Consider the following 20,190-nt stretch of genomic DNA (forward strand, 5'->3'; position numbering starts at 1 on the left):
TGAAACAAAGCTTGTCCCTCATGCAGCTATGGGGAATACCTTGTACAGAAGCAGTCCGTGTCGTTGTCCTAAAAATACAAAGGATCCCCAGTCAATACAATCTGCCCTTGACAAGCGCCTATGCCTGGTTGAAAACGGAGGGTTATCAGGACGTACTGGATGGTATAACTATGCCTAAGGATCAATCTATCGAAGAAACGGAAAAGACTACTGTATCTATTTTTCTAGATCCGGATCATGTGAAAAATTTGAAGGATGCGGTAGCAATAAGGGAGTTCAATCACAATATGCCAAAACCCGTCCTTTCACCCCCCGCTCATGGGATACCCGAAGTAAAGGTGGTAGGCTTGGTGGCAGCACATCTCCCAGAAAAGTACGGACCTGTTGGGGAGAGGGTGTCGCTGACCATACTTGAATCTCGCGCAAAACAACCCTCACCTGAAACAAAATGTGCTGCCTGCGGGTGTTGCTTGGTAAAAACGGGATACTGGGTAAACAAAGCCGGTTTTCAGGATAAACCCCGAATTATAAAACACGGAATCATCAATGACTGGGTTTGTTTATCGATTATGCGTACACAGAGATGGGAGTGCCCGTTGTGCGGGAAAGACGTTACCCATGTGTATTCCATAATTGAACCTAAGAACACGTACACAAAGGCATGTAAAAAATCAGTTGCTGATATGGCAAGCGTTTCGACAGCAAAAGCTTCCGCAGGGTATCATGGGATTCCAGAGAAGACGGCTTATGGTATGTTATTTGAGGGGGCCCTTCCTAAACAAGGACAGGAGCTAGAAGCGGAGGCCTTGAAAAGATACAAAAACCGGGAGGTCAGTCCAGAAAAGATGCAGGAGATTTTGCATTGGATTATCGAGACATGGAACAAAAATATAGTAAAATCAACAGATCTTGATAAAATTGATAGTTCGGACGAACTCCCGCTGTTCGGACGAACTCCCGCTGTTCGGACGAACTCCCGCTGTTCGGACGAACTCCCGCTGATGGATCCAAGTCAGAAAAATACCATTATGTACGATGGAGAAGGAAGGGGTGTAGTGTTATCCCCTCAGGAACTGAAACGGCTCCGTGCCCTGTGTACATATGGTATCGTTTGCATCGATGATACCGCCGTACGTAAAGGAAATGAGTATGTAACCCTCTTTCATGATCCAATTCATAAGACTGTATTGGCCGTGATCAAGGGGAGAAGTCAAGAAGAACTCGAAAAGAATATCAAGGAGTTCCACCCGGAATTGCTTGAGCTGAAACCAGCTGCCGTTATTATTGATCGCGCTAGGTCCTATCGTAATTTCATAGAAAAAAACTATTGTGATGCGGTGATCATCCATGACAGATTCCATATTGTTATGAACATAAGGGATCATGCCCTGCATCCAATGGTAACGGGCTTTTTCAAAAATAAAAAATTCGTTGATTCTGTTGATCAAATGCTTCTGGATTTGCTTCAAAAAAGCCTTTATAAGCAACTTACACCCCAGGATGAACTGGCACTGCAGGAGCTACTCAAATACTTTCCTGACCTCAAACTCCAATACGAGAAAATAGAGAAAACCCGCTCCCGTTTTCGGAAACAGTATGAACAATCTAAGCTATCTAGGGATGATGTTGATGAATGCATATCATATATTATCGATATGTATGAAAACCTAATATCAGAATACAAAAATATGCCTAAAAACAAGAAAAAGAATTGTTTTTTAAAAATAAAGCAGGCAATCCGCGGGGCCTTGAAGAACCGTTATTGGGAAACCATGGATTCACAGGTGAGAGCCTTCATAAAAAGGGTTTTTGAGTATACTTCCTCTTGGTCCCATTTGGAGAAAGCTTATGGGTTTGTAACTGCACTGGGGCATTGGTATGACAATGAGTTCCATACGATCCAGGAGGCTCGGGACGCCCTGCGTGCCCTGATTGAAGCAGGACTACAATCCCGGTGTGTGGGCATTCAAAACGCGGCAAAAAGCTTAGAATCCGGCGAGGATTATATCGCCAATTACCACCTCTGTAGAATGACCAATGGCGTTGCAGAGGGTAGAAATTGTTTCGTCAAGTCCATCATGCGCCGATATTTCGGGATTAAGAATGATAAAAATTACAAAAATCTAGTGATTGTGTTATCCAACCGTCCTCGCACCCAAACCGAGTACAAACCTCGATATTCCCGTGTTAGATCCTGGGCCTCATAATCATTTTTTACATATAGAACTACATGGGTAGTTGGGAGAGGGGGATATCCCGTTTGTTTCGGCATTCCAAACTAAGGTGCTATGTTGCACAGTGAGCGTCCCATTGGGCCCATCCCCCTTGTACACTGTGCATGCTGCTCGAACGTATAGGACAGGTCTGTTGTTGGTTCTCTCCTTTCGCGACTTTTCCCGAGGTACCATACCCCTTAGATTTGGTGTGTACTTAGTCGCAGCTGCTGTTGTCCATAATGAAAAGGGGGGAGAGCCTATCAACTAGGGTTATAGGGCAGCCCGGTGAACTCAAACGATCTGTTTGCCTACCATCCGTTCTTCATATGCTACTCCATAATACTGCCTGCCTGATTCATGCAATAATTTCATACCCTAAAGCCTCTGTTCATCCACCCGCTATGAACAGCGGAGACCCAAATACCCCTGGGATACAAAAACAGGAACAGTGTCATAACAAAATGTTATTATGTTACTCAATTGCTTTACCAAAAGATGAGACTAGATTCATAGATAGGGCATTCCCCACAAGAAATTGCACGGTCCCCAGGCACTATCCGAATTAAGCATTACTTCTAGATCAAAGAATGAAAAAAATATTTATATTTAAGTTAACCATCCTTCTTTATAATAATAGTAATATATTAATGATATATATAAAACTATTACTATAGATATAAATAATACACGAAATAAAGCAGACCACCTTTTTTGAGAAACAGATAGGGATGGGAAGGAGGGAACAGGGAGCAATTCACCAAAACTTCCGTATGGTTCCTCCCTTAACAATAAATCCCAAAAAGTCATTTTTTGTGATGTTTTACGTTGTCCCAAACAAAGATGCATCCACAAAACAAAAACAGATGTATAGAAAAAGACAAAAGGAATCATAGATATCGCTTGTACCCCAACAGGAACACGGTTCCCATAAGTATGAAAAACATATAAAGCTATGGTATATAAAGTCAAAACTTGCAATATCCTCGTATTGACAAATCTCAAATCAATAGAACCCGCTTGAAGACACCACCGACATTCCCGCCTTATTTGTAATCGAAAAAGCCCACACCAACCCGCCATTCCCACTACTAATACCCAAAAGGATCCTTCTTGTATGTTCACACGCATAAATATCAATATAAACAAGAGCATCCATAAAGGACCAGCACAAAAAAGAAAATACCATCGCCATTTTGAGAAGCCCTGCATTTGATACAAACGACGACATTCTTGCCTATAAGTTTGCATCCTCAGGAGTTGGTTATAGAGATCATGCCATCGATATGTTTGCCCTTCCCGAAGAGGCATAATCGTTGATCTTATTGAAAAACAAAGATAAAGAACAGAAAAAGACAATACATGGAATGTCATTCCAGCAGAAAACCAACTATATAAATGAATGGGGAACATCATGAGAATTTGAAAAAATAATCCTGCAATTACAAAAGAAGAAAAAACTACCCATTTTGAGTTTCTGATCCCAGGTCTTTTCATATGATTTCCCATTACCTTTAAATTAACCCTCCTCTAGAGAGAATTCATAGTCCTACCTTTAAAACCATTGGGAAAACATCTCTCCACATTTCTATCAATCTACTGAATAGGAAATTCGTTCTCATTCCTCATCCCTCACGCGTCCATTTCCGATTCATCTCTAACACTAACGAAAACAAGGAAGAACCAAATAGCTCAGTCGTCAGGATAACGACGGGCTTCATCCGTCGTAATACGTGGGAACATTAGTGCTACCCCCCACCAATTTTCAAATCCCGATGGGTGAGCCGCCGCCAGAATCGGCAGTACGATTACGTAGACCACTTCGCATAGTTTTCACAAATTTCAGGGCAATGGATTCATAACCCCCGGGAATCCCTATACCAACTAGGTTGCATCCCAAATTTGATGTCAGGGCCTCGCGGGGGCCCTTTTTCGGACCTCTTCCTCCTTACCCAACTCATTGCTGTTGTGTTTGTGTTGGCCTGATCCATTGTGCCACACTACTGTATAATGGCGCCTGGCTTCCCCACCGTGAGGGGCTCCAGAATGGCCGCTGTTGCATGGCCTTCCTTTATCCCTTCTCCCTCCTTCCTCTCTGGGGAGGAGGTTGTGGGCCCTCCGTACTGTCGTTGCCCTTGTTTGTCGAGTAGACCCGGCATTTCAGCCGAGTCCCTCACAGAACTGGACGTGATACTCTCGCATCATCCAGCTCTTCCCATCCCATCCCAATCTTCAGACCCTTTGGGTCCTACTTCGATTATGGGGATGTTGCTCCGAAGTTCCAGTGATCTCCTCCAGTGGATTTCCACTAAAGTTGTCGTTTGATCTCCTCCAGCGGATCTCCCGCTAAAGTTCTCATCTAACTGTCCTCCGCAGGATGAGTCAGCCCCTTCGCTCCACTTCCATTACAGAAGCTTCCTCACTACTATGAGCTGATCCGACTTCGTGCACGGAACCTCAGTTGTCCTCGGTCTTTCCATCTGGCGGGAGCCAGACGCCGTACGACGATCTCTCAAGTTCCGATCAAGAGCCTAAATCGGGTTCGTCGAGTAGACCTGGCATTTCAGCCGAGTCCCTCACAGATCCGGACATGATACTCTCCCATCATCCGGCTCTTCTCATCCCATCCCAATCTTCAGACCCTTTAGGTCCTACTTCGATTATGGGGATGTTGCTCCGAGGTTCCAGTGACCTCCTATAGTGGATCTCCACTAAAGTTGTCGTTTGATCTCCTCCAGCGGATCTCCCGCTAAAGTTCTCTTCTAACTGTCCTCCGCAGGATGAGTCAGCCCCTTCGCTCCACTTCCATTACAGAAGCTTCCTCACTACTATGAGCTGATCCGACTTCGTGCACGGGACCTCGGTTTGTCCTCGGTCTTTATACATCTGGCGACAGCCAGACGCCGTACGACGATCTCTCAAGTTCCGATCAAGAGCCTACATCGGGTTCATCCCGCCTGAACACCGCATGCCACCGGGGCAGTAGATAGGTCATCCCCCACGGTTCATCCCGACGTTCGGGACCCACATCGGTTTTGACATGGACTATACCTTTCGATGCGTCTTCGGCTGGTTCGCTTTCGCTGATCTCCCCGATTCCCACCTGACAGGGTCATGCCCTGCCTTTTCCCAGATCGCTCACCACCGGGGTGTTTCCACACCAGCAGCACTAGGCGGTTTGTAACCTGCTACCTATCAGCCGGTTACGAAGGGCCGAGCATCCTTCATCTCTTGAACGACTTCTTGACACACATCCCGCCTATACACCGCATGCCACCAGGGCAGTAGATAGGTCATCCCCCACGGTTCATCCCGACGTTAGGACCCCACATCGGTTTTGACATGAACTAGCCTTTTCGATGCGTCTTCGAACGGTTCGCTTTCGCTGATCTCCCCGATTCCCACCTGATAGGGTCATGCCCTGCCTTTTCCTAGATCGCTCACAACCAGGGCACTTTACCCCAGCAGCACTAGGCAGTTTGTAACCTGCTACCTATCAGCCGGTTACGAAGGGCCGAGCAACCTTCATCTCTTGAACGACTTCTTGACACACGTATGCGATCAGACGCAACCAAGAGTGTTACGTTCGGCGGTAGGCTCAACTGAAATGCTGGGCCAACTTAATGATACTTTAGGGATACAAATCATCGAATCATCACTCAATTCAATTAGATAAAAATACATGGTAATAATAAAACTATAATATAGGCAATACTTACTTGTAATAATAATAATATACTAAAGATGCATATAAAATAGTTACTATGAATATAGATAAAAAATCAAATAAATCAAATCCACCTTTTGAAGAAACGGAGGAGGAAGGAGAAGAACCGGGAGGCGGATCACCAAAACTACCGTATGAATTTTCCTCCCATAACAAACCCCAGAAAGTCATTTTTTGTGGTGTTCTACGTTGTCCCAAACAAAGATGCAACCATTTAGAAAAAACAGAAATAGATGTATAAAAATAGACAAGGAAAATCATAGATACCGCCTGCGCTCCTCCAGGCATACCATTCCCATAAGTATGAAAAACATACAAAGCGATGGTATATAATATCAAAGACTGCAATATCCTCGCATTGATAAAACCCAAGTCAATAGAACCCGCTTGAAGACACCACCAACATTCCCGCCTTATTTGCAATCGGAGAAACACACCCCAACCCACTATTCCCACTACCAATACCCAAAAGGATCTTTCTTGTATGTTCATACGCATAAATATCAATACAAACAAGAGCATCCATAAAGGACCTGCACAAAGAAGAGAATACCATCGCCATTTTGAAAATCCCTGCATTTGATACAAACGACGGCATTCTTGCCTATAGATCTGCATCCGTAGGAGTTGATTATAAAGATCATGCCATCGATATTTTTGCCCTTTTTGAAGGGGCATAATTGTTGATTTTATAGAAAGATAAAACCAAGAAATGGATAAAAGCAACACATGTAATGTCATTCCACCAGAAAACCAACTATATAAATGAATGGGAAACATCATGAATATTTGAAATAATAATCCCATAACTATAAATGAACAAATAACTACCCATTTTGGGCTTCTGACCCCAGATCTTTTCATCTGATTTTCCATAAACCTTAAATAAACCCCCTCTCAAGGAGGATATCAAGTCCCACTTCTATAGCTATTTTTTTGAATTAATTTTTGTTATATTAATTTATATATATAAAATTATTTCTTATTCTTTACTCCCCTCGTCAATTTCCAAGCTATTTCGGATTCTATTATAACGACGTAGGATCAAAAGTTGTAGATAATACTGATCGGTCACCCAAACGTGCTTACTCTAGTTCTTATGTTTTCTATTTACTAATAAATGAACAAAATAAAAACTTTTATTAGTAAATGGGTATATTCAATTTAAAAATTTGATCGGATAGGTTTCCGGAGATTTAGAAGCTCTGTTGAGAACCTTTGATCCCACGCCCTCAGAAATCCTGGGGACTTTCAACCCTGCGCCCACTTATCATCATTCGCACCAAAACACCATTGGTACCCCATACTTATTAAGAAAAGCGGCGTAACCATGCGTTTACTTTGTCACACGACCATTCACCAATAAAATAAGCAGCCGCACCTGCTGCACCACCACAAGTATATTTTCTTAACATCTTATTAGATTTTGCCAATTTCTTTACCACCGTATTAACTGTCCTAGTCACGGGATTCAAGCTACATAAGAATTCAGCTCCCACACCGGACACGATCGCAAAACCGGCGCCACAGGCGTTGACTTCCCTCTTAGAACGCAAAAGTTCCTTTCCCCGATAAACACGGTTATCGGAAGGGGACAACACGTAAAGATTGCTTCCATCATCCTCATCTTTAACAAAAACAGCCTTTGAGGGGGATGAACCATCCACGGAAGAGAGTAGAAAACCTATCTCCTCCTCGCTCTGCTTATCCACAATAGCATGCTTCATAAAATGGTTAGACAAAAAAGAATCCCCTAAAATTTCCCTTATTTCCTCTGTAGCATCTTCCGTCGGAACCAGTTCATACAGGCTTGGGCTATATGGACCGGAAGGCCAGGCCCCTACTTCCACCCCCATATAATCCAACTTTCTCTTTAATACCGCATCATTTTCAAGGGGATTCCTCATATGGTCCGCAATCGCATCCCTCACGGTAACCGTGAAAGATTCGCCCCTGTACTCCAATATTACGACCTGGCATACGAATTACTTCCCTTACCCCTATACCAAAAGATAGCTCATGAACTGGCCCTGCCCAGAGTACCCGAGTATAGCTGTAATCCAACTCAGCAGCCCTACCAAAGTTCCCGAAGCACGGAGAAATAGCAACAACCAACAAAGAAACTTTAAGCAAAGAAGTTCCTTTCTTCATGAAAACTCAACCCCCAAACATCATTATAAGTTAGGATCCTATATCCTAAACATACATACGATCCTACATCGCATGCCAAGGAAAAATTTCAACCGCCAATTATATCTAGAAAAATTTAAATATACTGAAAAATAAGAGTAAGTTAAAACCATAAAAACACAAAAGGATCTCTGACCTAACCTCTATACTTGGAAACGGCAAACACAACCAGGATCAAACAAGAAACAGGATAAAATTGGCTTGTACACCCTATATAAGTTTGCAACACCGGGGACAGAAAAGCAAAAAAGGGGCTGTAATTCGCCCCATTTCACCTTACTGTCAAACCAATGGACAGGGGCGCGATTGCCCCCCTTATGTAAAAACACTGCTTGGCAACGTCCTACTCTCCCAGGGGTCTGCACCCCAAGTACCATCGGCGCTGGAGGGCTTAACGACTGTGTTCGGAATGGAAACAGGTGGTTCCCCTCCGCCATCGTCACCAAGCTCGTACCCTGCCATCCTACATTATGGATTTTATACAAAGCGCAAAGACTATTTTCTATTACTAGGTCAAACCCTCGACTGATTCGTATCCGTCTGCTCCACACCTCGCGATGCTTCCACACCGGACCGATCGACCTCGTATTCTACAAGGTGTCTTACCCGCTTTTCTGCGGCGGGAGGCCTCATCTTAGGGCGGGCTTCGCGCTTAGATGCCTTCAGCGCTTCTCCCTTTATGCTTAGCTATTCTGCTGTGCCCCTGGCGGAGCAACAGATACACCAGCGGCATACCCATCCCGGTCCTCTCGTACTAGGGACAGACCCCTTCAAGCCTCCTACGCCCGCGGCAGATAGGGACCGAACTGTCTCACGACGTTCTGAACCCAGCTCGCGTATCGCTTTAATGGGCGAACAGCCCAACCCTTGGGACCTCCTTCAGCCCCAGGATGCGATGAGCCGACATCGAGGTGCCAAACTCCCCCGCCGATGTGGACTCTCGGGGGGAATTAGCCTGTTATCCCCGGGGTAACTTTTATCCGTTGCGCGATGGCCCGCCCACGCGGTACCACCGGATCACTAAGTCCGACTTTCGTCCCTGCTCGACATGTACGTCTCGCAGTCAGGCTCCCTTCTGCCTTTGCACTCTCACGCACGATTTCCAACCGCGCCGAGGGAACCTTCGAACGCCTCCGTTACCTTTTGGGAGGCGACCGCCCCAGTCAAACTGCCCACCAGGCACATTCCTGTGTCCCGTCACGGAACATCAGTGAGAACCAGCGACGCACAAGGGTGGTATCCCACCGTTGTCTCCATCCAGGCTGGCGCCCAGACTTCACAGACTCCCACCTATCCTGTACATGTACGCCACCGGCTCGATACCAAGCTGCAGTAAAGATCCACGGGGTCTTTCCGTCTAGCCGCGGGTCGTCTGCATCTTCACAGACATTGCAATTTCACCGAGTCGCTCGTTGAGACACCGCCCAGATCGTTACGCCATTCGTGCGGGTCGGAATTTACCCGACAAGGAATTTCGCTACCTTAGGACCGTTACGGTTACGGCCGCCGTTTACTGGGGCTTCGGTTCAAGGCGCCAACCTTTCCCCTTAACCTTCCAGCACCGGGCAGGCGTCAGCCCCTATACTTCGCCTTTCGGCTTTGCAGAGACCTGTGTTTTTGGTAAACAGTCGCCTGGGCCTCTTCACTGCGGCTCCCCTCCCCTGTGAGGGGGACGGGAGCACCCCTTCTCCCGAAGTTACGGGGCTAAGTTGCCGAGTTCCTTAACGAGCGTTATCTCGTTCACCTGTGGATTCTCTCCTCGCCCACCTGTGTCGGTTTACGGTACGGGCGCCCACACACTCCTAGAGGCTTTTCTTGGCAGTACGACAATGCGCCCTCCTAGGGAACCTCCCCCTAGTTGGGATCACGGCTCACATCCAACGTGCGAGCGGATTTCCCTACCCGCACTAGCTCGCCGATTCCACACTCTATCTCCAACAGAATGCGACACAATCCCACCTGCGTCCCCTCTTCGTACAAACGCGTGTGGCCGGTACAGGAATATTATACACCTGTTATCCATCGCCTACGCTTTACGCCTCGGCTTAGGCCCCGACTAACCCTGGGTGGCTAAACCTTCCCCAGGAACCCTTAGGCTTTCGGTGGAAGGGATTTTGAACCCCTCTTTTGCTACTCATGCCAGCATTCTCACTCCTGTGCACTCCACGAAACCTTCCGGTTCCGATTCTCTGCACACAGGACGCTCCCCTACCATAGTACCCATGGCACTATCCATAGCTTCGGTGGATCGCTTAGCCCCGCTACATTTTCGGCGCAGGCCCACTCGACCAGTGAGCTATTACGCACTCCTTCCATGGTGGCTGCTTCTAAGCCAACATCCTGGCTGTCTTTGCGGACCTACTTCCTTTCCCACTTAGCGATCACTTTGGGACCTTAGCTGATGGTCCGGGCTGTTTCCCTCTCGACCATGAACCTTAGAGCACATGGTCTCACTCCATAACTTTCTGCCTAGGCATTCGCAGTTTAGTTGCACTCGGTAACCCGCGAGGGCCCCTTGCACATCCAGAGCCCTACCTCCTAGCCAGCTATCGTTACAGGCTGACCCTAAAGCCATTTCGGGGAGAACCAGCTATCACCGGGTTCGATAGGCTTTTCACCCCTACCCACACCTCATCCCAGGGTTTTGCAACACCCTTGGGTTCGGACCTCCATGGCGTCTTACCGCCACTTCATCCTGGACATGGGTAGCTCACCCGGCTTCGGGTCGTAAACGACGTACTCGCGCCCTGGTAGACTCGCTTTCGCTTCGGCTCCGGTCCCCATAAGACCTTAACCTCGCACATCACTTACACTCGCCGGCTCTTTCTTCAAAAAGCACGCCGTCACTCGCGGGCATTACAACCCCAAGCTCCGACCGACTGTCAAGCACACGGTTTCAGGTACTCTTTCACTCCCCGTTCCGGGGTGCTTTTCACCTTTCCCTCACGGTACTCTTCACTATCGGTAGCCAAGTGTATTTAGCCTTGGAAGGTGGTCCTCCCAGATTCCGACGGGGTTCCTCGTGTCCCGCCGTACTCAGGACCGTACCCCAGCATTTCCTATTCCGTTTCGGCTACCGGGCTCTCACCGTCTCTGGCAGACCATCCCAGATCACTTCGCCTACAGAATTCCAAACGCCTCATGGATACGTCCTACAACCCCGAACGGCAAAGCCGCCGGTTTGGGCTACTTCCCTTTCGATCGCCTCTACTCAGGAAATCACTTTTTGTTTTCTCTTCTTCAGGGTACTGAGATGTTTCACTTCCCCTGATTACCCTCCGCGGGCCTACTCACTTCAGCCTGCGGATACCTGTGCTCCACACAGGCGGGTTTCCCCATTCGGAAATCCACGGATCCCAGCTTGCCTGCAGCTCCCCGTGGCATATCGGCGCTTGCCCCGTCCTTCATCGGCACTTGGCTCCTAGGCCTCCACCGTGTGCCCTTCTTCGTTTGACCCAACCAAACGAGAACAGCTCTACGCTCTTTCATCCATAATGTAGTTGGCAAGGTACGCATGGTGGAGCCAAGCGGGATCGAACCGCTGACCTCCTGCGTGCAAGGCAGGCGCTCTCCCAGCTGAGCTATGGCCCCATATACTACATAAATACGACACTAAAAATACCACATTGAAGTCTACCAAAGGGGGAACAGGAAAATACTCCCCACCCCCCGCTAGGGTATTCCTTCACAACCGAAGAGTGAATCACATCTGTGCGCAGAGTGCCTGATAAAACTCCAGAAAGGAGGTGATCCATCCCCACCTTCCGGTAGGGATACCTTGTTACGACTTCACCCCAGTCGCGAGCCCCACCTTCGGCGGCTGGGTCCTGGCGAACCAGGTTCCCTCACCGACTTCGGGTGTGACCCACTCCCGTGGTGTGACGGGCGGTGTGTACAAGGCCCGGGAACGTATTCACCGCGGCATGCTGATCCGCGATTACTAGCGATTCCTACTTCACGCAGGCGAGTTGCAGCCTGCGATCCGAACTGAGACCGCTTTTCTGGGATTCGCTCCGTCTCGCGACTTCGCCTCCCTCTGTAACGGCCATTGTAGCACGTGTGTAGCCCAAGACATAAGGGGCATGATGATTTGACGTCATCCCCGCCTTCCTCCGGCTTTCGCCGGCTGTCTCTCCAAAGTGCCCACCCTTACGTGCTGGCAACCGGAGATAAGGGTTGCGCTCGTTGCGGGACTGAACCCAACATCTCACGACACGAGCTGACGACAACCATGCACCACCTGTCACCAATGCTCCCCCCGAAGGGGGCACGGCACTCTTTCGAGGCCTTTCATCGGGATGTCAAGCCTTGGTAAGGTTCTTCGCGTTGCATCGAATTAAACCACATGCTCCACCGCTTGTGCGGGCCCCCGTCAATTCCTTTGAGTTTCAGCCTTGCGACCGTACTCCCCAGGCGGAGTGCTTAATGGGTTTCCTTCGGCACAAAGATGCTGAGCATCCCTACACCTAGCACTCATCGTTTACCGCGTGGACTACCAGGGTATCTAATCCTGTTTGCTCCCCACGCCTTCGCGCCTCAGCGTCAGTAACAGTCCAGGAAGCCGCCTTCGCCACCGGTGTTCCTTCTGATATCTACGCATTCCACCGCTACACCAGAAATTCCGCTTCCCTCTACCGCACTCAAGATGCACCGTTTCGAACGCTTACACGGGTTGAGCCCGTGCCTTTCACGCCCGACCTATACATCCGCCTACACGCCCTTTACGCCCAATCATCCCGGACAACGCTCGCCCCCTACGTATTACCGCGGCTGCTGGCACGTAGTTAGCCGGGGCTTTCTTCACCGGTACCGTCATTTCTTCTTCCCGATGAACAGGGCTTTACAACCCGAAGGCCGTCTTCACCCACGCGGCGTCGCTCCGTCAGGCTTTCGCCCATTGCGGAAAATTCCCTACTGCTGCCTCCCGTAGGAGTCTGGGCCGTGTCTCAGTCCCAGTGTGGCCGTCCGCTCTCCCAAGCCGGCTACGCATCGTCGCCTTGGTGAGCCCTTACCTCACCAACTAGCTAATGCGCCGCGGATCCACCCAAAAGCGGCACCCGAAGGTACCTTTCCCTTCCGTACCATGCGATCCGGAAGGCGTATCCGGTATTGACCCCCGTTTCCAGGGGTAATCCCCGGCTTCTGGACAGGTTATCCACGTGTTACTCACCCGTCCGCCGCTCGCCCCCGAAGGGGCGCGCTCGACTTGCATGTAGTAGGCACGCCGCCAGCGTTCGTCCTGAGCCAGGATCAAACTCTTCGTAAAAATAAAACAAAAGGACGCATACGCCCTTCTTTGCGCAATCCATCCATAACGAACGGTGCGCACTACACTCTAGGCACTCAATGCTATCACTCTTCGGTTGTCAAGGAACACACCCACTCACAAAGGCAATGCGCTATCAAACCCGCTAAGGTCAACAGCAACCCTACCCCTTTATTGTATTCCATCCGGATCCCATATGTCAACAACAACATGCAACAAATTTTCGTCCGGGTTTTTGCAGATGCCGAGAATCACTTCCCACGGCCTGCCCGCATAACCTACTCCCAACTATGACCTCCCCCATGCCGGGACCATAATCCAATCCGCCAAGCAGACCCGGTATTTCAACCGAGCCGCCCCTTACAGAACCGGAACCAAAACACTCACACGCTATCCAACTCTTTCCATCCCATCATCCCAATCTTCAGACCACACTTCGATTATGGGGATTGTTGCAGTGAATCGGTTCCCTTACCCCACTTCTTCCATTACAGAAGCCTCCCTACTACTTATGTGGGACTACTATGGACTGTCCGGGTCTGTGCACGAGAACCCACCAGACCATTACCCCTGGCCCCCTCATATCCGGTGATAGCTAGGAACCCCATGCGACAGGGCCCCCCAGGTTTCACAGAAAAGCCTGTGTTGAGCCTATTCTGCTATACGTAGCACGCTGCCAGAACAGTGAATCGGTCCCCCTTAACCCTAGGATAGATTTAGAATCGATGGCCATACCCTTCTGGTCTTGACCTAAACTCAGCTTTTCGATGCATCTTCGATGCATCATCATCCAGTTCATTCACGCTAATCCCCCACTAACCAAACCCACTCACGCCTCATTCTGTTGACATCGGACGCGCTAGGGGACAGTTCAGAACCCATCATCCATCGATCGGACCCCGAGGTCCCTTCCCCATCCCTCCCGACACCTGGCTTGGCACACACACCATCCCATCCTTTAGATAAGGATACCACAAGACGGGCGAACGGATGGGTCCCCTGGACGAACCCCCTGCAGAGCTACTACACATACTATCCCCGTGTTATGCAACCCTCACTGCCCATCCTAGCGTTTGTGTCACCTCCGGTGCTAATCTGCCAGGACAAAACATCGTCATCGCACCCGCGCAAAGCTTTTCCTAAGGAATTTATGAGGTCACTATATTTATTTTCATGTCTGGTCCCCCAAACCCTATCTACTAGTCGCCATCCCCATAGTGGGGTGAAGGTAAAAATGAGGGACTATACCGTCCATTTGGCCAGGAAGGAACTCAATAAACCCCCCTAGACGTCGATAATAGTCCCCCAAACATAGTTCCAGTAACATTTCCAAATCCCGATCCACTACATTCCAGAACAATTCCCATGAACAGTGTAAAGATCGAGAACGGAACTGGACAGGAGGAAATCTTTCCTCCCCACCTGACTTCAGGATCCCCACCCCACCCATAGAACACCGGGTCAGAAGACAGATTTCCTTCCATTATGGACCCAGACCCAACAATGAATGTCCCGTTCCATCCGATCCCATCGCCTCCCTTGCCGGGTTTCGATCCAGATTGACGCTCGATTCAGTCACGATCATCCCTCGCTTTTCCGATTGTCCGTTGGTTGGACCAGGCTAAGCAATTCAATCCCCCTATCCCCACGAAGTTTCATTATTACCCAAAGATCATCCATCCCCGAACGGAACACAGTAGGTAGTCCCCTTCATAGACTGTCCTCCTGTTTCGGGTGCATGTACCAAGCTAGATACAAGGAAGAAGAAGGAGGGCCCCCCGGAACCAACCCCTAGTCCAATTCATCCTAGCTACTACCGATGATCTAAATACGTTCATAGTAAGCAGTTAGAGAAAAGAAGGGGGGGCCTTCCTTGAGACATTTTCCCTTTCACCGCACTCCTATACCTACATCGGTTCGTTGTGTTCATAAGTGCATAGTTTTTTCGGTTCATACTACCCCCAGATTCACTCCATTTCTGAGTTTAAAATTTAAAGATTCCTGACTACCCCACAGGAATTTCCCACTGGGTAGCGCCATAATCCCACACATTATGAACCCCGAATTTGTACAACAAGCCCCATCTCAGTAACTTCCAGCCAGAAAAATTAAACGATAAGGGGATACTGATATTATGTCAAACTCGTCTGAAAATACAGTTCTCATAGGCCCTCCCGGGGAAAAAGGACCCCAGGGACCCCTTGGACCCCCTGGACCCTCTGGTAAACAGGGACCTGCCGGGCCCGCAGGACGATCGGGAGGACCGGCCCCTAGTAACAACAACCTCAGTACAGAGAATCTCTCCGTGGGAACCACCATTAAAGAAAACCAGCCCGTTGTGTTCAACAACGTCACCATATCCAATGGAAACTCCATCAAAATCACCCCCCCCTCCTCCGATGTGCAATTAGAACCTGAAGGAACATACTATGTCTCCTTCCTTGCAGGCTTCCCACCTACAGGTGCCTCTTTTTCCCTCTTTCTGAATGATAAGGAAATCGATGGCGCAGCTATCTACGCGTCCAATGCGGTAACTGTTCCCGCCCTCTTTTCTACCCCCCCGGGGTATATGAGCAAACTACAAGTAGTCAACACCATGGAAAACGAAACCATTCTCAATGGTATTCGCCTAATGATTTTTAGGCTTGGATAGAAATACTTGGCATAGAATAAATGGAGCTGAATCCAAAATCCCCCTTACGAGTCTACCACCCACACTATACCAAATTCTCTAAAAACATCCTTCATTTGTAAAAGGAACCCACCTGTTATTGCCCTATGTTAGAGCAATATGGGATCCAACCATAAATGAGTTCATTTCTAAATGATCCATATCCAATGAGGGCACCCAATGTCAAAAATATGCAACTACCGACACTACCTAAAACAAAAGGATGATAGAAATGCTACCTCCACCTAAAAACGCCCACAGTATGGACACAACAAAGCCATTGGGATCTACCGTCTTACCACAACAAGGTCCCATGGGACCCGATGGCGATCCAGGTCCCATGGGACCTCCAGGATCCGATGGACCGGCAGGACCTGCGGGGCGTCCAGGCATACCCGGCTATACCAACAACAACATCAGTATAGAAAACCTCAACCTAAGCGTGACCATAGGAGGCGGCGAACCCGTCACTTTTACCAATATCACCCTATCCAACGGGATTTTTACCAAGATCACAACGCCCACTGATGACATACCCTTGGCCCCCGACCGAATTTACCACGCCGTATTTGTATCCGGTTTTCCCCTAGAGGGTGCAAACTTTTCCTACTACCTAAACGGTAATGAAATCCCTGGGGCTTCCATATCTGGAGCAGATACAGTAACAGCACCAGCAATCTTCTCTACCCCCCCATCTGGTATTGGTAAATTGCAAATCGTCAATACAGCGAATACCCCAGCAATAATTAATGGAATCCGACTTGTCCTATTTGCCATTAGTTGAACCATAATCAGGATCACCACACCATGGTATGGGAGGACACCCCCGCAAATCCCCCCAAACCAGAGGAACAAACATGGTTGAACCATTCCTTCATTAAGAATTCCATTCAGACATATACGAGGGGAATTCCCAAAAGGGAATTCCCCTCAAATCGATGGAGCAAAAATATAGTTCTTATCCTGAATACAACTAATATTTTTACAAAATACATATAAAATTACATACATTAATTATTATTAAATTATAATATATAAATTATATATTAACATGTTCGTTCATGTTTTTTTATAGGTATTCCATATGAATAAACCCCGCATCACAGTTCTATAGACATTCGCTCTGAACGAAGAATTACTATGAATGTAAAAAAGGTAAAAAATAGACAGCCCATTCCCCTACCTCGGGAGAAGTATTGATCGTCACGAAAAAACAAAACCAAGGAAGAAAAGCATAAGAGCAACCGTATCCACAATACCATATGATCCTAAAAAGGATTAGTATCCAGAAGGAAAAATCATGGATAGAGAGGGATTCAGTGGAGATAGAGTGAACAACCCGTCCGTTGACTTCTCTCGTTGCGAAAAGAGCACCGAAAGGTCCATGTTCTTTCTACCATAGACATAATGTCTTGACAGATGGGAGGTGTTAACCTTAACCAACAAAACAATGACCTGGCGAACCAAAAATCGAGAAAACCGTGATCCAGAATTCAAAATGGAAAATAATCTTTCTAACGTACATAAAAAAATATTAAAAATAATATTTAAATACATTCAATCATACTAAAAACAAAATATAATAGAAAATCGATATTAAATTACTAATTATTTTTAATATATATAATATATAACAGTAGTACCTTGCAGGTAAGATCTTTCATGGGCTTAGTCTCGGATTCTCTGCTAAGGGCCGCACCATCAAGCCCCCTGATTACGCTTATCCATACCTAATAGGGAACTCTCTATGACATCCCTCATACCTTTCCCATCATCAAATTGAATGACGGGGAGGGGGAAAGGGTCCCATAGAATTTTGTCCATTTAGAACCCCAGTCTGATGTTACGTTCTCCGTACCTTCCTCTGCTGTGTTCTATCCAGGTTTCGATCCAATCAATGTTGCCTGGTCCAACTTGCGATCATCTCCTTATCTCAGACTGTACATCCAGTTGGACCCATCAGGTCTAACTCACGATCATCTCCTTGCTTCGGATTGTATGTTGGCTGGTCCAGGCAGACCATTCAACTCCCCTTCGCTCCACCCCTATTACAAGAGCTTCTTCACTACTACGAGTTGATCCGACTCTGTTCACGGGAAGCCCCGATATACCCCTTATTAGCCCTTTAACCCTGGTTGAGGCCAGGTATCCCTGCAACAGTTTCTCGTCCTACATCAGGTTCATTCCATCTGTGCACCAGATACCGCCAAGACAATAGGTAGTTCACCCCCCATGGCTTCGTTCCAAAGATAAGATCCGATACCCTTGTTTCGACATCGACTGTGTCTTTCGATGCTTTCCTAAAATGGTTCATTTTACTAATCTCCCTGATTCACACCTTTCAGGAATCTTTCTCCTGCCTTTTCCCGGTACGCTCACCACCATTGCTCTTTACAACAGCAGATCTGGGCGGTTTGAAATCTGCATACCACCTGCCGATTCCGGGGGATCCTCACCCATCCCTCATAGAACACGACACACGGATCCCCACCGTAAAAAATAGGGGCCCACAAAAAACAACAGAGGAGTGTCCAAAAATGTCTTGCTCTTCTTGCGGTCATCGTCACCATGGTCATCATCACCATAGTCGACGGTGCTCCTTTTCTTCCATCAGCAACTGTTGCCGTCCCGTTTGTACCACCCGCGTTTTAAGCTGCTGTTCCCGGATACCCGTTAAGAAGTGCTATGGTTGCTACCCGCCCCAGCCCCTCAGCCCAACAGAACCAATCGGACCAGGGGGATCCTCTATTACCGTACCTCCCCCACCATCGACGCCATTGTCCTTTCTACGCCAAAAGTTCTGAATCCTGAATTAACTTCCTTTCCTACAACAGTAATTCATACCCGAAACCCGATTGAATCACACGGAAAAGAAAAAGGGGATTTTACCCCAGAACAACCACCGATATTCCCCATAGGCCACTCATTCACCCAACAATTTATGATTCCAGATCCCCACCATAAGAACAGGGGCTCACAAAAAACAACAAAGGGGTGTTATAAATGTCTTGCTCTCCTTGCGGTCATCGTCACCATGGTCATCGTCACCATAATCGACGGTGCTCCTTTTCTTCCATCAGCAACTGTTGCCGTCCCGTTTGTGCTGCGCGTGTTTTGAGCTGCTGTTCCCGAATGCCCACGTTGTCACTGCCCACCTTGGCCCCCTTATCCAACAAAACCAACCAACCCCGCAGGACCCATTGAAACGACGGAAACAAAGGGGGACTTTACAAGAAGCGGCTTTCTATAAGCCAGTTTGGGCCCCTTGCCTGAAGAACCAGGCCCCGCAATTGTGTTCCATTGATGCCATCAGAGGATCTTCCCTCTCACTCTCAATTCCCTCGTCTACTATCGATATCGCAACAGATTCCTCTTATCAGATTGTTCCATTGAGTTCAGCTCCGATGATAGTACAGGTGTATCGCCCAATAGAACTGTATTGAACAGTGTAACGTCTACAAATGTGGGAAATCTGGTCAACGCTGTAGCCTTCTCTGTACCATCATCTCCGAACCCTGGCATTCTCTCCTTTGCAGTAGGAGGATCCGCCTCATTGCAAAGCATCTCCATTGTGGAAATATAATAAAAAATTAGGAAAATAATAAAATATTATATTATTTTCCGTAAAAAAAGGAAATAACCTGATAATAGAATGGTACCCCCATAAAAATTCTATGATCAGGTTATTTTTTCCATTACCTATCAAAAAACCCCATCAAATCAACCTACTGGAATAACTCCCCCCTAGAGTCTTGGATCGGGGGAACGCACAAAAAGAGGCACCCATCACTCCACTGTAAAGGGAATCCACTCTGATTCCTTGAGGTTTACATTTAGCCCACGCCAATTCATAACCCGTATGAAAGGGAAAGGTTCCTAGTTTTACAATCCAACCATTGGCCAAAGAGAAAGGAAAAAAATTGTCCAGCAGAAAAAAGGGGACGTTTGAAGCCATATAGAAAACCCACACAAAAACACGAGGGGAACGATCCAATCTAAGATTGGGGGATTGGATTGATTACTACGGATCCTTTTACCCCCACATCTAAAAAAAGCTCCACGCGACCCTGATCACAATGTTTTGGCCTTGGAGGAGGGTCCGAAAAAAGGGAATGTTCCACCC

General features: G+C 47.7%; 17 protein-coding genes, 1 tRNA gene and 3 rRNA genes. 4 read left to right on the top strand and 17 right to left on the bottom strand.

Features of this window, described 5'->3' with window-relative positions; all coding sequences use genetic code 11:
* Window positions 1-20: 20 nt before the first annotated feature.
* On the top strand, window positions 21-2,207 hold the full coding sequence (locus PPRES148_RS06830; protein ID WP_149453803.1) for a transposase: 2,187 nt from the start codon (window positions 21-23) through the stop codon (window positions 2,205-2,207).
* Window positions 2,208-2,298: 91 nt separating this feature from the next.
* Window positions 2,299-2,484, top strand: coding sequence for a hypothetical protein (locus PPRES148_RS06835; RefSeq protein ID WP_149453804.1), 186 nt, complete (start codon window positions 2,299-2,301; stop codon window positions 2,482-2,484).
* A gap of 338 nt (window positions 2,485-2,822) precedes the next feature.
* On the opposite strand, the gene PPRES148_RS06840 is transcribed toward PPRES148_RS06835, so the two are convergent.
* From PPRES148_RS06840 to PPRES148_RS11585, 14 genes are all read right to left on the bottom strand, one after another.
* On the bottom strand, window positions 2,823-3,722 hold the full coding sequence (locus PPRES148_RS06840; protein ID WP_149453805.1) for a hypothetical protein: 900 nt from the start codon (window positions 3,720-3,722) through the stop codon (window positions 2,823-2,825).
* 183 nt (window positions 3,723-3,905) lie between these two features.
* Complete coding sequence (locus PPRES148_RS12940) at window positions 3,906-4,034, bottom strand: hypothetical protein (RefSeq protein WP_281289939.1); 129 nt, start codon at window positions 4,032-4,034, stop codon at window positions 3,906-3,908.
* Window positions 4,035-4,213: 179 nt separating this feature from the next.
* Window positions 4,214-4,390: a hypothetical protein gene (locus tag PPRES148_RS11570; RefSeq protein ID WP_187820775.1), complete on the bottom strand. Its 177-nt coding sequence runs from the start codon at window positions 4,388-4,390 to the stop codon at window positions 4,214-4,216.
* 752 nt (window positions 4,391-5,142) lie between these two features.
* Entirely contained in the window at window positions 5,143-5,316 is a 174-nt protein-coding gene (locus PPRES148_RS11575) for a hypothetical protein (protein WP_187820525.1), read from the bottom strand.
* Window positions 5,317-5,683: 367 nt separating this feature from the next.
* Window positions 5,684-5,815, bottom strand: a complete 132-nt coding sequence (locus PPRES148_RS12945) for a hypothetical protein (protein ID WP_281289940.1) — start codon at window positions 5,813-5,815, stop codon at window positions 5,684-5,686.
* Window positions 5,816-5,928: 113 nt separating this feature from the next.
* Window positions 5,929-6,681 carry a hypothetical protein gene (locus tag PPRES148_RS06845; protein ID WP_149453806.1) on the bottom strand — a complete coding sequence of 251 codons (753 nt, stop codon included), beginning with the start codon at window positions 6,679-6,681 and terminating at the stop codon, window positions 5,929-5,931.
* A 569-nt stretch (window positions 6,682-7,250) separates the two neighbouring features.
* Window positions 7,251-7,847 (bottom strand): hypothetical protein, encoded by a 597-nt coding sequence (locus PPRES148_RS06850; RefSeq protein WP_149453807.1) that lies wholly within the window; start codon window positions 7,845-7,847, stop codon window positions 7,251-7,253.
* A complete protein-coding gene (locus PPRES148_RS11580) occupies window positions 7,831-8,091 on the bottom strand; it encodes a hypothetical protein (protein ID WP_223127991.1) in 261 nt (86 codons plus the stop codon). Before PPRES148_RS11580 ends, PPRES148_RS06850 begins: the two co-directional genes overlap by 17 nt.
* Before the next feature lie 369 nt (window positions 8,092-8,460).
* Window positions 8,461-8,577, bottom strand: a 5S ribosomal RNA gene (rrf, locus tag PPRES148_RS06860).
* A gap of 62 nt (window positions 8,578-8,639) precedes the next feature.
* Window positions 8,640-11,586, bottom strand: a 23S ribosomal RNA gene (locus PPRES148_RS06865).
* A gap of 59 nt (window positions 11,587-11,645) precedes the next feature.
* Window positions 11,646-11,721: transfer RNA gene (locus PPRES148_RS06870), tRNA-Ala, on the bottom strand.
* 148 nt (window positions 11,722-11,869) lie between these two features.
* A 16S ribosomal RNA gene (locus tag PPRES148_RS06875) occupies window positions 11,870-13,396 on the bottom strand.
* Together the 16S, 23S and 5S rRNA genes with 1 tRNA gene alongside form the textbook arrangement of a ribosomal RNA operon.
* Window positions 13,397-14,024: 628 nt before the next feature.
* The gene (locus tag PPRES148_RS12350; protein ID WP_223127992.1) at window positions 14,025-14,195 is read right to left on the bottom strand and encodes a hypothetical protein; all 171 of its coding nucleotides are present in this window, start codon (window positions 14,193-14,195) and stop codon (window positions 14,025-14,027) included.
* Between the two features lie 5 nt (window positions 14,196-14,200).
* A complete protein-coding gene (locus PPRES148_RS11585; RefSeq protein ID WP_187820778.1) occupies window positions 14,201-14,341 on the bottom strand; it encodes a hypothetical protein in 141 nt (46 codons plus the stop codon).
* Window positions 14,342-15,530: 1,189 nt separating this feature from the next.
* Here PPRES148_RS11585 and PPRES148_RS12355 point away from each other — a divergent pair.
* Window positions 15,531-16,049 (top strand): hypothetical protein, encoded by a 519-nt coding sequence (locus tag PPRES148_RS12355; RefSeq protein WP_149453809.1) that lies wholly within the window; start codon window positions 15,531-15,533, stop codon window positions 16,047-16,049.
* Window positions 16,050-16,299: 250 nt separating this feature from the next.
* Window positions 16,300-16,851, top strand: a complete 552-nt coding sequence (locus tag PPRES148_RS12950; RefSeq protein WP_149453810.1) for a hypothetical protein — start codon at window positions 16,300-16,302, stop codon at window positions 16,849-16,851.
* A 1,181-nt stretch (window positions 16,852-18,032) separates the two neighbouring features.
* Here the strand turns inward: PPRES148_RS12950 and PPRES148_RS12955 are convergent.
* From PPRES148_RS12955 to PPRES148_RS06890, 3 genes are all read right to left on the bottom strand, one after another.
* The gene (locus PPRES148_RS12955) at window positions 18,033-18,161 is read right to left on the bottom strand and encodes a hypothetical protein (RefSeq protein WP_281289941.1); all 129 of its coding nucleotides are present in this window, start codon (window positions 18,159-18,161) and stop codon (window positions 18,033-18,035) included.
* Between the two features lie 950 nt (window positions 18,162-19,111).
* Window positions 19,112-19,243, bottom strand: a complete 132-nt coding sequence (locus tag PPRES148_RS12960) for a hypothetical protein (protein ID WP_281289942.1) — start codon at window positions 19,241-19,243, stop codon at window positions 19,112-19,114.
* Between the two features lie 172 nt (window positions 19,244-19,415).
* On the bottom strand, window positions 19,416-19,631 hold the full coding sequence (locus tag PPRES148_RS06890) for a hypothetical protein (RefSeq protein ID WP_149453811.1): 216 nt from the start codon (window positions 19,629-19,631) through the stop codon (window positions 19,416-19,418).
* Between the last annotated feature and the right edge of the window lie 559 nt (window positions 19,632-20,190).

This window comes from Pasteuria penetrans (assembly GCF_900538055.1).
Classification (GTDB): domain Bacteria; phylum Bacillota; class Bacilli; order Thermoactinomycetales; family Thermoactinomycetaceae; genus Pasteuria; species Pasteuria penetrans.